The 13,561-nt window shown below is 68.5% G+C and carries 12 protein-coding genes; 5 read left to right on the top strand and 7 right to left on the bottom strand.

Going from position 1 to position 13,561, the window contains the following annotated elements; all coding sequences use genetic code 11:
* Position 1: 1 nt before the first annotated feature.
* Complete coding sequence (locus tag ACJH7A_RS12400) at positions 2 to 658, top strand: DUF5642 family protein (RefSeq protein WP_406802062.1); 657 nt, start codon at positions 2 to 4, stop codon at positions 656 to 658.
* On the opposite strand, the gene ACJH7A_RS12395 is transcribed toward ACJH7A_RS12400, so the two are convergent.
* Positions 659 to 1,270: an alpha-ketoglutarate-dependent dioxygenase AlkB gene (locus ACJH7A_RS12395; RefSeq protein ID WP_060999285.1), complete on the bottom strand. Its 612-nt coding sequence runs from the start codon at positions 1,268 to 1,270 to the stop codon at positions 659 to 661.
* Between the two features lie 101 nt (positions 1,271 to 1,371).
* Entirely contained in the window at positions 1,372 to 2,910 is a 1,539-nt protein-coding gene (locus tag ACJH7A_RS12390) for a dolichyl-phosphate-mannose--protein mannosyltransferase (protein ID WP_406802061.1), read from the bottom strand.
* A 23-nt stretch (positions 2,911 to 2,933) separates the two neighbouring features.
* Between ACJH7A_RS12390 and rsmI the strand changes: the two genes are divergently transcribed.
* Positions 2,934 to 3,791: a 16S rRNA (cytidine(1402)-2'-O)-methyltransferase gene (rsmI, locus tag ACJH7A_RS12385; RefSeq protein WP_406802060.1), complete on the top strand. Its 858-nt coding sequence runs from the start codon at positions 2,934 to 2,936 to the stop codon at positions 3,789 to 3,791.
* Between the two features lie 226 nt (positions 3,792 to 4,017).
* Here rsmI and ACJH7A_RS12380 read toward each other — a convergent pair whose 3' ends face one another.
* The 5 genes from ACJH7A_RS12380 to metG form a co-directional block, all read right to left on the bottom strand.
* Complete coding sequence (locus ACJH7A_RS12380) at positions 4,018 to 5,271, bottom strand: aminodeoxychorismate synthase component I (RefSeq protein ID WP_406802059.1); 1,254 nt, start codon at positions 5,269 to 5,271, stop codon at positions 4,018 to 4,020.
* Between the two features lie 13 nt (positions 5,272 to 5,284).
* Positions 5,285 to 6,202 carry an RNA polymerase sigma-70 factor gene (locus ACJH7A_RS12375; protein WP_212812886.1) on the bottom strand — a complete coding sequence of 306 codons (918 nt, stop codon included), beginning with the start codon at positions 6,200 to 6,202 and terminating at the stop codon, positions 5,285 to 5,287.
* Entirely contained in the window at positions 6,199 to 7,368 is a 1,170-nt protein-coding gene (locus ACJH7A_RS12370; protein WP_318986734.1) for an FAD-dependent oxidoreductase, read from the bottom strand. The genes ACJH7A_RS12375 and ACJH7A_RS12370 overlap by 4 nt, the downstream gene beginning before the upstream one ends.
* 137 nt (positions 7,369 to 7,505) lie before the next feature.
* Positions 7,506 to 8,861, bottom strand: a complete 1,356-nt coding sequence (gene gdhA / locus ACJH7A_RS12365; RefSeq protein ID WP_406802058.1) for an NADP-specific glutamate dehydrogenase — start codon at positions 8,859 to 8,861, stop codon at positions 7,506 to 7,508.
* A gap of 9 nt (positions 8,862 to 8,870) precedes the next feature.
* On the bottom strand, positions 8,871 to 10,472 hold the full coding sequence (metG, locus tag ACJH7A_RS12360) for a methionine--tRNA ligase (protein ID WP_406802057.1): 1,602 nt from the start codon (positions 10,470 to 10,472) through the stop codon (positions 8,871 to 8,873).
* A gap of 25 nt (positions 10,473 to 10,497) precedes the next feature.
* Here metG and ACJH7A_RS12355 point away from each other — a divergent pair, with 25 nt between their 5' ends.
* From ACJH7A_RS12355 to rsmA, 3 genes are all read left to right on the top strand, one after another.
* Positions 10,498 to 11,331, top strand: coding sequence for a TatD family hydrolase (locus tag ACJH7A_RS12355; protein ID WP_406802056.1), 834 nt, complete (start codon positions 10,498 to 10,500; stop codon positions 11,329 to 11,331).
* Positions 11,332 to 11,459: 128 nt separating this feature from the next.
* Positions 11,460 to 12,587, top strand: coding sequence for a transglycosylase family protein (locus ACJH7A_RS12350; RefSeq protein WP_406802055.1), 1,128 nt, complete (start codon positions 11,460 to 11,462; stop codon positions 12,585 to 12,587).
* Complete coding sequence (gene rsmA / locus ACJH7A_RS12345) at positions 12,584 to 13,504, top strand: 16S rRNA (adenine(1518)-N(6)/adenine(1519)-N(6))-dimethyltransferase RsmA (protein ID WP_406802054.1); 921 nt, start codon at positions 12,584 to 12,586, stop codon at positions 13,502 to 13,504. The genes ACJH7A_RS12350 and rsmA overlap by 4 nt, the downstream gene beginning before the upstream one ends.
* The last annotated feature ends 57 nt before the right edge of the window (positions 13,505 to 13,561 follow it).

Here is a 13,561-nt window from a genome sequence, read left to right as displayed (position 1 = left end):
AATGCGCAGAACGGTGCTCGCGGTGGCCTCTGCCGGTCTGGTGGCGGCATGCACGTCCCACGCCCAGGTGGTCGCCGACCCCGACATCACCAAAATCCTTGATCTGAAGGGCACTTTCGGGCCCGAATACCAGGTCAAGACGGTTGCGCCGACGGGCATCGACCCGCGCGCGTTCGCCCCGCAGACACTGCCCCCCGGTCTGAAATTCGAGCCACCGGACTGCGCCAAGTTCGCCTCCGGCATGGCCGTCTCACCCGGCGCCAAGGGCAACATGACCGCCGTCACCGCAGAAGGCCAGGGCAACCGGTTCGTCATCCTGGCGGTGGAGACGTCCGAGCCGATCGCGCCGGCTGATCCGGGCGACAGCTGCAAGAAGGTGGCCTTCTCCGGCGCCGGGGTGCGGGGCCTGGTGGAAGAGGTGCCCGCCCCGCCCATCGATGGGGTGAAGACGCTGGGCACCCACCGCATTCTCGAGACGGTGGCGGCCGGCAAGCCGGCTGCCGGTCAGCTGTACAACTACGTCGGCGGGTTCGGCCGATTCCTGGTGATCGTGACCGCCAACTCGCTCGTCGTGCCGGACAAGCCAGTCGTGCCGGTCAACACGCAGAAGGCGACGGAGCTGCTGACCAAGTCGGTCACCGCGGTGCGGGGCCAGTAGTCAGCGCACGTTGCGCGGCCGGAACTGGATACTGATCCGCGGCCCTGTGGGGCGGGCGGTCTTGGGCACCGCATGCTCCCAGGTGCGCTGGCAGGAGCCGCCCATGACGAGCAGGTCGCCGTGGCCCTGCGGCAGCCGGACGCTGGTGCGCCTGCCGTCGGCGCCCGTGGTGCGGGGACGCAGCGCGAAAACCCTTGTCGCTCCGAGGCTCAGCACCGCGACCATGGTGTCCTCGGTGCTGCTGCGCCCGATGGTGTCGCCGTGCCACGCGACGCTGTCGTTGCCGTCCCGGTACAGGCATAGGCCGACGGTGGTGAACGGCTCGCCGAGCTCGTGGGCGTAGGCGTCGTTGAGCCGGACCCGCAGCCGCGCCAGCCCGGGATGTGGCGCCCGGTCCTGCGCGAGGTCGTGGAAGCTGACGAGACGCGGCACGTCGAGCACCTTGTCGTACATCTGGCGTTGCTCGGCGCGCCAGGGGATGGCGGTCAGCAGCTCGTCGAAAAGCGTGTCGGCGCCCGTCAGCCAGCCGGCGCGGACGTCGACCCAGGCGCCGTCACCGAGCCAGCGCCGTTCGGCATGGTCGAACAGCGAACCCTGAACCGCCAAGGACACCCCGCGATCCTATCGCACAGGCGTTCGATGTGTCGGAACCGTTCCGTTGACTCCGCGGTGGCGGCGTTCGCCACTCGCGCTCTTGCGCACCAGACGCAGGGTCAACGCCAGGACGGGAGGACGATCTCCAGGTTCCAGGTGGCCGGCGAGATCGGCAGGCCGGTCAGGATCGGGTACATCCAGGCGAAGTTGGTGATCACCAGCGCCACGTAGAAGCACACGACCAGCAGCCCGAGTGTTCGTCGTTCCGGTTCCGTCGATCTCGGATACAGGATGTCGCCGAGGATCAGCGTGATCAGGATGATGAGGAACGGCGCCATGGGCGTCGCGTAGAAGAAGTACATCTGCCGGTCGATGTCGGCGAACCACGGCAGGTACCCCGCGGCGTAGCCGGTGAGCGCGGCGGCGTAGCGCCAGTCGCGTTTGATGAACGTCCGCCACACGGCCCAGGCCAGCACCGGCACCGCGATGAACCACATGGCCGGTGTACCCGCGAGCATCACGGCTTTCACGCACGACTGTGCGCCGCAGCCCGGCACGTTGTTGTTGTCGATGGCGTACAGGACGGGCCGCAGCGACATGGGCCACGTCCACGGCTTCGACTCCCACGGATGGTGATTGCCCGCGGCGTTGGTCAGCCCGGAGTGGAACCTGTAGACGTCGTGCGTGTAGTACCAGAGTGAACGCAGCGCGGAGAAGGCGCCGTCGCCGATGTTCCGGCCTTCCATGTGCCGGTCGATCGCGGTCTCGGACGCGAACCATGGCGCGTACGACGCCAGATAGACACCGACTGGGATGAGCGTCAGCGCCCACATCCCCGGCAGGACGTCGCGGCGCAACGTGCCCAGCCAGGGCCGCCGCACTCGGTACGCGCGCCGGGCTGCGACGTCGAAGGCAACGGTGAGCAGGCCGAAGAACACCATGTAATAGAGGCCCGACCACTTCACCGCCAGCGCAAGCCCCAGCAGTACGCCGGCACCGAAGCGCCACCACCGCACGCCGAGGCGCGGGCCCCACACCGTGTCGGCGATGCGACCTTCGGTCATCGCGACGTGCATGCGGGCGCGCACCTGGTCGCGGTCGACGATGAGCGCGCCGAACGCCGCCACGATGAACACCGTCTGGTAGACGTCCAGCAGCGCCGTGCGCGCCGACACGAAGCTGACGCCGTCGGCGATGATCAGCAGCCCGGCGATGCCGCCCAACAGCGTCGAGCGCGTCATGCGCCGCACGATCCGCGCCACCAACAGCACCAGGATGACGCCGCACACCGCGCCGGAGAACCGCCAGCCGACGCCGTTGTAGCCGAAGATCCACTCGCCGATGGCCATCAGCTGTTTGGCGACCGGGGGATGCACCACCAGGCCGTAGCCGGGGTTGTCCTCGACGCCGTTGTTGTGCAGCACCTGCCAGGCCTGCGGCGCGTAGTGCTTCTCGTCGAAGATCGGCGTGCCGGCATCGGTCGGGGAGCCCAGGTTCAGGAACCGGGTGATGACGGCCAGCGCGGTGATCACCGCGGTCATGGTCCAGCCGCGCAGCCGATCGGTCGGGCCGAAATCGGCGGCAGGCGTCAGCGGCGCCGGACTGATCACGGGGACCTCGCGCTCGGCGTCGGAGGCGTCGAGAGCGGGGGCGGTCACGTCAGCGATCGTAGGCTGTCCCGGTGACATCAGTTTCTGGTCCGCCTGCTGACGCTGGTCGGCTGCTGCTCGCGGCCACTCCGCTGGGCCGGCCCGGCGACGCGTCGGCCCGCCTGATCGAGGCGCTCGGCAGTGCCGATGTGATCGCCGCCGAGGACACCCGACGGGTGCGGGCACTGGCCGCGTCGCTGGACGTCCGGCCCGTTGGGCGCGTCGTCAGTTTCTTCGACCAGAACGAGGCCTCCCGGGTCGCGGGGCTCGTCGAATCGATCGCCGCGGGCGAGACCGTGCTGGTGGTCAGCGACGCCGGCATGCCGCTGATCAGCGATCCCGGGTACCGACTGGTGGCCGCCTGCGCCGAGGCCGGGCTGCCGGTGTCGTGTCTGCCGGGCCCGTCGGCGGTGACGACGGCGCTGGCGGTGTCGGGGCTGGCGTCGGACCGGTTCTGCTTCGAAGGCTTCGCGCCGCGCAAGGGCCGGGCGGCGTGGCTGGCCGGGTTCGCGACCGAGCGGCGGACGTGTGTGTTCTTCGAGTCACCGCGCCGGCTGGCCGAGACCTTGGCCGAGGCAGTGACGGCGCTCGGGCCGGACCGGCGCGCGGTCGTGTGCCGTGAGCTGACCAAGACACACGAGGAGATTCGGCGGGGCACCCTCGCGGAATTGGCCGAGTGGGCCGCCGACGGCGTACTCGGCGAGATCACCGTGGTGCTGGCGGGAGCGACGCCGGTGGCGGACATCGACGCGCTGGTCGCGCTGGTTCAGGACCTGGTCGACGACGGCGCGCGCGTCAAAGACGCCTGCGCGCAAGTGATCGCCGAGAACCCCGGCGCGCCGTCCCGGCGCGAGCTCTACGACGCGGTCCTGAAGGCCCGTGAGACATAAAAGTGTTGAAAAAGGCTCCGCTGACGTTTTCTGTGGGTCGACTGTCCGGCCGGTGCGGGCCTGGATGCGCCACGCGGGCGATCGCCTGCGATGCTTCGCAGGCGATCACGAAATTCGCCGCCAATCTCCGCGTGAACCGACCCGACTCGCTTAGGTCGCACTAAGGCCTCGGATCCCAGTCACCAGGTGACTGGGATCCGAGGCCTAAGAGAGTCGGGTAGCTAGATCAGTGTCGATCGACCCAATTTTGTGCAGGGTACCGCCCGCTTGCAGCGGACTGCTCGCGAGACAGGGAGAGGCTGACGGTGGCGGCGGCCTTGTGGAGGCACTCTTCCCATTCGCGGTCCGGGTCGGAGTCGGCGGTGATGCCACCGCCCACCCCCAGGATCGCTCCGCCGTCGGGGTCGAATTCCACGGTGCGGATCGCGACGTTGAGTTCGGTGCCGGCCAGGGGTGACGCCAAACCGACCGTCCCGCAATAGATTCCGCGGTCGTACGGCTCCCAGTCGGCGAGGAGTTCGCGGGCGCGGCATTTCGGGGTGCCGGTCACCGAGGCGGGCGGGAACGCGGCATCGAGCACGGCTGCCATCGGGGTGTCGACCGGAACCTGCGCGGCCACCGTCGACACGAGATGCCAGACGCCCGGCGCGGGCTCGACTGCCAGTAGCTGCGGCACCCGGACGGACCCGGTCGTCGCGACACGGCTCAGATCATTGCGCACGAGGTCGACGATCATGATGTTCTCGGCGACGTCTTTGACCGACGAAGCCAGCTCCGACGGCGGACGATCAAGGGGGAGAGTGCCTTTGATGGGGCTGGAGGTGACGACCTCGCCGCGGCGGCTCAGGAACAGTTCCGGCGACAGGGACGCGACAGCGCCCCACTCGCCTGCGACGAACGCGGCCCGGGCGGGCGCGGTCCGCGTCACCGCGTCGACGAAGAAGTCGATGGGCGTGCCGGACAGGCGTCCGGTGAAGCGGGTACAGACGCAGGCCTGGTACACCTCGCCCGCGGCGATCGCGTCGAGGCAGGACAGCACGCCGGCGCGGTGGCCGGCGCGGTCCGGCGCCCGCCAGTCGATCGCGTACGGCGCGGGCGCCGCCGGCTCCAGGGCGGCCAGCCAGTCGGGAAGCGCTGCCCCGGAAAGGCTTTCGTACCACCAGTGCCCGGCGGCGTCCTGCCGCAGCACCGAGTCCGACCAGCCGCCGGCAGCCTCCGGAATCCGGTGACCACCGTCCGGGTACGACAGGTAGCCGAACCAGCCGCCACCGATCGTCTCACCGGAACCCGTTGGCGCGTCGAAGACTTCGGTGGCGGCCACCGGCTCGATGGCGACGCTCGGCGCGATGACGGCCGTCGCACCGAACCAGTCACCCAGCAGCGCGGCCGGCGGGGGCAGGCCGCGGCGGGCGGCGGCGTCGGCGACAGCCTTCAACACCCCCGGGGCGTCGCCCAGGTCGGCCAACCGCTCGACTCGCACGCCCCACAGCTTGTCAGACGGTCCGCCGGATCTCCCGCTCGACCAGCACCCCACCGAGCTTGTCGGGGTTGCGCACGGCGTAGAAGTGGCTGATCTTGCCGTCCTCGATCTCGATCAGGATGACGCCCTCGAGTTTCTCGCCGAGGTAGAGCACCAGTGCCGGGGCGCTGTTGTACGTCGCGAGGTCGGCGCGGGCCTCGGGGTAGTCGGCGATGCCGCGCATGAGGCCGAGCAGCAGTCGCCCGACCTTGTCCGGGCCGTAGACCGGTCGCCGGGCGGCGCTGACCTTGCCGTCGCTGTCCGCGGTCCAAGTGACGTTCGGGGCCAGCAGCGTCATCAAGCCGTCCAGATCGCCGGTCGCCGCTGCCGTCAGGAACTGCGTGGTGACCTCGGCGGACTTGGCGGTGTCGGGCGTGTACCGCTTACGCCGGGCCTGGACATGCTCGCGGGCCCGGTGTGCGACCTGGCGCACCGCCGCGGTGGATTTGCCTACGGCCCCGGCGATTTCGTCATAGTCGAACCCGAACACCTCACGCAGCACGAACACGGCCCGTTCGTCGGGGCCCAGCGTCTCCAGGACCACGAGCATCGCCATCGAAACCGACTCGGCGAGAACGACATCCGAGGAGGCGTCGCGCTCGTCGAGCAGCAGCGGCTCGGGCAGCCACGGGCCGACGTACTCCTCGCGGCGGCGAGCGCCGGCCCGCAGGGCATTCAACGCCTGCCGGGTGACCAACTGCGCCAGGTACGACTTGGTGTCCCGCACGGTGTCGAGGTCGACCTCGGCCCACCGCAGGTAGCTGTCCTGCAGCACGTCGTCGGATTCCGTTGCCGAGCCCAGGATTTCGTAGGCGATGGTGAAGAGGAGCGGCCGCAGGTGGGTGAACCGCTCGGCGTGTTCACCCCCTGCGACACTGGCTGAGCCGGTCATGCGCTGACAGTCTCCGCCAGTTGTTCGGCCCGCTTGCCGCCCGTCATCACGAACACCGCGCTCGGCTTATTGGCGACCCGTCGGATCCCCCACAGCGTGCCCTTGCAGATGGCTTCCTTCAGCTTCGCGCCGACTCGACCGCCGATGTAGTAATTGGTGGAGGAGTCGTCTTTCCGGGCGATCTGGATGGTCGCCAGGTGCCGGCCGAGGCTGACGCACGATCCGACGAACACGGGGTCGAGGGGCTTGGGCTCGGTTCCGGCGATCCGGCTCAGCACGGTCCCCACGGCCGTCACGGTGAGCGGACTCGTCGCCTGGCAGCTCATCCGCAGCGGCTGACCCGACGGTGCAGCGGCGTCGCCGGTGGCGACGATGCGCGGATCGTCGATGCTGGTCATGGTTTCATCGGTCAGCAACCGGCCCAGGTCATCGGTCCGCAGTCCGCTGGCGGCCGCCAGTTGGGGGGTGCCGAAGCCGGCGGTCCACACCGTGACGGCGCTACTGATGAAGCGCCCGTCGGCGAGGGTCACCCGGTGGGCGCTGACGGCGCTGACGTCGCCCTCGATCACAGTCACGCCCAGCTTGGCCAGGGCCTTGGCCACCGAGCGGCGGGCCGGGGCACTCATCGCCGGCGCGAGCTTGTTGCCGACCAACACGACGTTGCGGCCGGCCTCGGCGAATTCGGACGCCGCCTCGATGCCGGTCAGCCCGGCACCGATGACCACCAGTGGCGCGGACAGCGGCACGTCCTGCAGTCGCGCTGCCAGCCGCTCCGCCTGCTCGAATTCGGCCAGGGGGTAAGCGAATTCGGCGGCGCCGGGCACCGACGCCGGGACGGCGCCAGTGCTGCCGACGGCGTAGATCAGGTAGTCGTAGTCCAGGGTGTCGCCAGACGCCAGCTCGACGGTGCGGGCCGCGGCGTCGATGCGGGTGGCGGTGTCGATCACCACGCGGACGTCGTCGGCGAGGAGGGTGTCGTAGCCGACGGTGGCGTCGTAGTTCCCGGCCGCGTGCTGGTGCAGGCGGATGCGTTCGACGAACTTGGGCCGCGGGTTCACCAGGGTGACGGCCACGTCGTCGCGCATCCGGACGTGATTGGCCGCCAGTGCGCCGGCGTATCCGCCGCCGATGACGACAACGCGGTGGAGCTTCTGGTTTCCGGTCATCACTGCATCTCCTTCGGGGTTGGTTATGCCCTCAAGACACCGGCGGCGCCGAAAGTGTGACAAACGTACCCGCAGATGTGGCCCAGATCACTCGACTCCAGTGCGGACCCTGCGACCAGCGGGGGTCAATGCGCAGGTCAGACCACTCCGAGGGCCGACATCGCGTCGGCGACCCGGATGAACCCGGCGATGTTGGCGCCGGCCATGTAGTTGCCCGGCTGGCCGTACTCGTCGGCGGTACTCAGACAGCGGTCGTGGATGCGGCCCATGATCTCGGCGAGCCGCTGCTCGGTCTCCTCGAACGTCCACGAGTCGCGCGACGCGTTCTGCTGCATCTCCAGCGCGCTGGTGGCGACGCCGCCGGCGTTGGCGGCCTTGCCGGGCGCGAACGCGACCTTCGCTTCGGCGAACAGCTTCACCGCCTCCGGGGTGCACGGCATGTTGGCGCCCTCGGCGACGACCTGACAGCCGGACTCGATCAGCGCCTTCGCGTCGTCGCCGTCCAACTCGTTCTGCGTGGCACAGGGCAGCGCGATGTCGCACGGCAACTGCCAGACCGAGTCGTTCTCCACGAATCGCGCTCTGCCGCCGCGCATGTCGGCGTACTCGGAGATCCGGCCGCGGCGCACTTCCTTGAGGTCCTTCAGCAGCTCGAGGTCGACGCCCTTCTCGTCCACGATGTACCCGCCGGAATCCGAACAGCCGATGACGGTGCCGCCCAGCGCGTGCACCTTCTCGATGGCGTAGATCGCGACGTTGCCGGATCCGGACACCACCACCTGCTTGCCGTCGAACGATTGCCCGGAGCTGCGCAGGATTTCGTCGACGAAGAACACCGTGCCGTAGCCGGTGGCCTCGGTGCGGACCTGCGAGCCACCCCATGTCAGGCCCTTGCCGGTCAGGACGCCGGACTCGTAGCGGTTGGTGATGCGCTTGTACTGGCCGAACAGGTAGCCGATCTCGCGGCCGCCGACGCCGATGTCGCCGGCGGGGACGTCGGTGTACTCACCGATGTGCCGGTACAGCTCGGTCATGAACGACTGGCAGAACCGCATCACCTCGTTCTTGGAGCGGCCCTTGGGGTCGAAGTCCGACCCGCCCTTGCCGCCGCCGATGGGCAGACCGGTCAGCGAGTTCTTGAAAATCTGCTCGAAGCCAAGGAATTTCACGATGCCCAGGTACACCGACGGGTGGAACCGCAGGCCACCCTTGAACGGGCCCAGCGCGGAGTTGAACTCGACGCGGAAGCCCCGGTTGATCTGCTCGGCACCCGCGTCGTCGATCCACGGCACCCGGAAGATGATCTGCCGCTCGGGCTCGAACAACCGTCGGATGATGGCGGTGTCGGAGTACTCCGGGTGCTTGTCGACGACCGGGCCCAGACTCGTCAGAACCTCGTAGACGGCCTGGTGGAATTCGATCTCGCCGGCGTTGCGGCGGGTGACTTCCTCGTAGACGTCGTGCAGCCGCTCGTGTAAGCCGTCCTGCGCCATATCTTTTCGCTACTCCTTGGTCTCCGCTTGATAGCGGGGAAATACGCCTTCGGGTGTCGGTAGCACCGTGCCCGGTGCCAGCCTGGTGCCCAGGGCACGGAAATCCCGTGCCGAGGCGTCCTGCCCGAGCAGATCGAGCAGCTTCCCCCCGGACTCCGGCATCACCGGCTGCACCAGCAGCGCGGCGATCCGGACCGCCTCCAGCGTCGTGTACAGCACCGTGCCGAAGCGGGTCTGGTCCGACTCAGCGGGAGACTTGCGCAGCACCCACGGTTCCTCGGCCGAGAAATAGCGGTTGGCGGCACCCAGCATCAGCCAGATCGCCTCCAGTGCCAGATGCATGGCCGGCACGTCGTAGTGCGCCCGCACCTGCTCGAGGAGCGCGTCGGCCTGCTTCAGCAGCTCCAGGTCGGCGGCGGTGAATTCGCCTGGCTCCGGGACGATTCCGCCGAGATTCTTGTTCACCATCGACAGCGAGCGCTGCGCCAGGTTGCCCAGTTCGTTGGCCAGGTCGGCGTTGATGCGGCCGATGATGGCTTCCTCGCTGTAGCTGCCGTCCTGGCCGAAGGACACCTCCCGCAGGAAGAAGTAGCGCACCTGATCCAGGCCGAAGGCATCGATCAGCGCGATGGGGTCCACCACGTTGCCCACCGACTTGCTCATCTTCTCGCCCTTGACGTTGATGAAGCCGTGCGCGAAAACCCTTTCCGGAAGGGCGATTCCGGCCGACATCAGGAACGCCGGCCAGTACACGCTGTGGAACCGGATGATGTCCTTGCCGATCATGTGCAGATTGGCCGGCCAGTACTTGCCGAACGCTTCCGCCGCGGTGTCCGGAAAGCCCACGCCCGTCAGGTAATTCGTCAACGCGTCGACCCACACGTACATGACGTGCTCAGGGTGGTCGGGTACCGGGACACCCCAGTCGAAGGTGGTGCGCGAGATCGACAGGTCCTTGAGCCCGCCCGAGACGAAGCTGACGATCTCGTTGCGCCGCACGTCCGGCCCGATGAACTCGGGGTGCGCTTCGTAGTGCGCCAGCAGCCGGTCGGTGTAGGCCGACAGCTTGAAGAAGTAAGTCTGCTCCTCGGTCCACGTGACGGGGGTGCCCGTCTCGATGGCGAACCGGCCGGCCGTATCGCCTGAGCCGCGCACCTCGGTCTCGTCCTCGGCGAAGAAGCGCTCGTCGCGGATCGAATACCAGCCGGCGTACGTGCCGAGGTAGATGTCCCCGGCCTCGTTCATGCGCCGCCAGATTTCCTTGGACGCCTCGTAGTGGTCGGCGTCGGAGGTCCGGATGAACCGGTCGAACGAGATGTTGAGCTTCTCCTGCAGCGCCTGGAACACGTCGGAGTTGCGCTTAGCCAGCTCCGCCGCGGTGATGCCCTCGGTCGCCGCGGCCTCGGCCATCTTCTGGCCGTGCACGTCGGTGCCGGTCAGGTAGCGGACGTCGTAGCCGTCGAGTCGCTTGAACCGGGCGATCGCGTCGGTGGCGATGTACTCGTAGGCGTGCCCGATGTGCGGTGCGCCGTTGGGGTACGCGATGGCGGTGGTGATGTAGAAAGGGGCGCCTGGGGTGCGCGTCCCCGCGCCGGGGAGAGATTGAGTCATTTGGGTCTCACTTTAAGGTGTCGCTGTGAGCGCCAAACGAGAGAAGCCGCCCGCCCCGGAACCACTGCCCGGCCTGATCGACGCCCACACCCACCTGGATGCGTGTGGCGCGACCGATGCCGAGAGCATTCGCGTGATCCTGGACCGGGCCGAGGCCGTCGGCGTCGAGAAGGTCGTGACCATCGCCGACGATCTCGAGGCCGCCGAGTGGGCCGTGGGCGCGGCGCACGCTGATCCGCGGGTCTACGCCGCCGTCGCGCTGCACCCGACCCGTGCCAACGTCCTCGATGACGAGGCCAAACGCACCCTGGAGAGGCTGGCGACCGACCCGCGCGTGGTCGCGGTGGGGGAGACCGGCATCGACATGTACTGGCCCGGCAAGCTCGACGGTTGCGCCGACGAAGCGACGCAGCGCGAGGCTTTCGCCTGGCACATCGACCTGGCGAAACGCGTCGGCAAGCCGCTGATGATCCACAACCGGGACGGCGATGCCGAGGTCCTCGACCTGCTCAGGTCCGAGGGCGCTCCGGAGACGGTGATCTTCCACTGCTTCTCGTCGGACGCCGCGATGGCGCGGACCTGCGCCGACCACGGCTGGCTCATGAGTCTGTCCGGCACCGTCAGCTTCCGTAATGCACACGCGCTGCGGGAGGCGGCGGCGATCATCCCGGCGGAACTGTTGCTCGTCGAGACCGATGCGCCGTTCCTGACGCCGCACCCGTTCCGCGGGGCGCCGAACGAGTCGTACTGCCTGCCGTACACGGTCCGTGCGCTGGCCGAGATCAGAGATTCTTCAGCGGCCGAAATTGCCGCGGTGACCTCGGAAAACGCTTCGAAAAGCTATGGACTGTATCATTAGTCCAAGTTGCCGCCTCCCGGGGACGTTCGTTACCGTTCTGTGATCAACCCGGTCGAGGTGGCTTTTATGCGGTCACCGCGGCCGCTGCTCGGGGCCACCTCGGGCCCGAAAGACACGGGATTGACGCCTTGAACGTTCTGAACAAACTGCATGATGCGCGCTCGCCGATGCTGCGTGGCGTGACCGGGGCCTTCCTCGCCACGCTGACCGTCGCCGGAGGGTTCGCCGTCGCGAACCACAAGACCGTCACCCTCACCATCGACGGCGCACCGATGACGGTGCAGACCATGAAGACGCGCATCGGCGATGTCCTGACCGAGAACGGCTTCTCGGTCGGCGAGCGCGACGACCTGTTCCCGGCGGCCGACCAGGACGTGCACGACGCCGAGAACATCGTGCTGCGCCGCAGCCGCCCGCTCGAGATTTCGCTGGACGGCCAGGGCACGCGTCAGGTGTGGACCACCGCGGCCACCGTGCAGGACGCCCTCAAGCAGCTCTCCCTGACCGACACCGCGCCCGTCGCGGCAGACCGCGCCACCCGCGTGCCGCTCGCCGGCATGTCGTTGCCCGTAGTCAGCGCCCGCAACGTGACCATCGTCGACGGCGGCGTGCCGCGTCAGGTGCACCTGGCCGCGGCGAACGTCGCCGGGCTGCTGGCCACCGCCGGCGTGCCACTGGAGCAGCGCGACACCGTCGTCCCCGCGGCGGCCACCCCGGTGACCGAGGGCATGACGATCGACGTGACCCGCATTCGGCTGCAGCAGGTGACCACCGAATCGCCGCTGCCCCCGACCATGAACACCGTGCCCGACCCGGCGCTGAACATGAGCCGCAAGGTGGTCGACGATCCGGGCCAGCCCGGCACGCAGAACGTCACGTTCGCTGTGGCCACGGTCAACGGTGTCGAAACCGGGCGCCTGCCGGTGTCCAACCAGGTGCTGACCCCGGCGCGCGACGGCGTCCTGCGCATCGGCGCCAAGCCCGGCACCGAGGTGCCGCCGGTGACGCAGGGAGCCGCGTGGGATGCCCTGGCGCGTTGCGAGTCCACCGGTAACTGGGCCATCAATACCGGCAATGGTTTTTACGGCGGAGTCCAATTTGATCAGAACACCTGGGAGCGGCAGGGTGGTCTGCGTTATGCTGCGAGAGCTGATCTTGCGACACGTGAAGAGCAGATCGCGATTGCTGAAGTGACGCGAGCCCGCCAAGGTTGGGGTGCCTGGCCAGTGTGTAGCGGGAGAATTGGGGCACGATGACGATCCGGCTACTCGGTCGAACCGAAATCCGGCATCTGGCAAAAGAGCTTGATTTCCGGCCGCGTAAGGCCTTCGGACAGAACTTCGTGCATGACGCCAACACGGTGCGCCGCATCGTGTCGGCCTCCGGGGTGAACCGGCAGTCCCACGTGTTGGAGGTCGGCCCGGGTCTGGGCTCGCTGACGCTGGCGCTGCTGGACCGCGGCGCGAAGGTGACGGCCGTCGAGATCGACCCCGTGCTGGCCCGCCAGCTGCCGACCACGGTCGCCGAGCACTCCCACAGCGAGATCGGCCGGTTGACCGTGCTGAACCGCGACGTGCTCGACCTGATGCCGTCCGACCTGGACGAGCAGCCGACCGCGCTGGTCGCCAACCTGCCGTACAACGTCGCGGTGCCGGCCATCCTGCACCTGCTCTCGGAATTCCCGACCATCCGTACCGTCATGGTGATGGTCCAGGCCGAGGTCGCCGAGCGGCTCGCCGCTGACCCGGGCACCAAGGACTACGGGGTGCCCAGTGCCAAGGTGCGGTTCTTCGGCAACGTGCGGCGCTACGGCATGGTCTCGCCGACGGTGTTCTGGCCGATCCCGCGGGTGTACTCGGGCCTGGTCCGGATCGACCGGCACGAGACGTCGCCGTGGCCGACCGACGACAGCTTCCGCACTCAGGTGTTCGACCTGATCGACATCGCGTTCGCGCAGCGGCGCAAGACGTCGCGCAACGCATTCGCCGAGTGGGCGGGTTCGGGCAATGCCTCGGCCGAGCGCCTGCTGGCCGTCAGCATCGATCCGGCACGTCGGGGCGAGACCCTGGCGATCGCCGACTTCGTGCGACTGCTGCAGCGTTCGGGTGAGCTGGATCGTGAGCAGCGCGCCGCCACTCCGGAGCCTGAGCAGCAGGTCGACGCCACCCACTAGGGCTGGCGGGCGGGCCTTTTCAGCACTTGGTGTTGTGGCCCTCGCCGCGGGCGTTAC

Source organism: Mycobacterium sp. SMC-17 (assembly GCF_045310915.1).
Taxonomy (GTDB): Bacteria; Actinomycetota; Actinomycetes; order Mycobacteriales; family Mycobacteriaceae; genus Mycobacterium.
The sequence above is the reverse complement of the archived record's forward strand: the minus strand, read 5'-3'. Positions and strand labels throughout refer to the sequence as shown.

Excerpts from the sequence above, each read along its gene's own strand:
- ACJH7A_RS12400 (WP_406802062.1), top strand. The coding sequence starts at position 2 with ATGCGCAGAACGGTGCTCGCGGTGGCCTCTGCCGGTCTGGTGGCGGCA.
- ACJH7A_RS12375 (WP_212812886.1), bottom strand. The coding sequence starts at position 6,202 with ATGACCGGCTCAGCCAGTGTCGCAGGGGGTGAACACGCCGAGCGGTTC.
- ACJH7A_RS12370 (WP_318986734.1), bottom strand. The coding sequence starts at position 7,368 with ATGACCGGAAACCAGAAGCTCCACCGCGTTGTCGTCATCGGCGGCGGA.
- gdhA (WP_406802058.1), bottom strand. The coding sequence starts at position 8,861 with ATGGCGCAGGACGGCTTACACGAGCGGCTGCACGACGTCTACGAGGAA.
- metG (WP_406802057.1), bottom strand. The coding sequence starts at position 10,472 with ATGACTCAATCTCTCCCCGGCGCGGGGACGCGCACCCCAGGCGCCCCT.
- rsmA (WP_406802054.1), top strand. The coding sequence starts at position 12,584 with ATGACGATCCGGCTACTCGGTCGAACCGAAATCCGGCATCTGGCAAAA.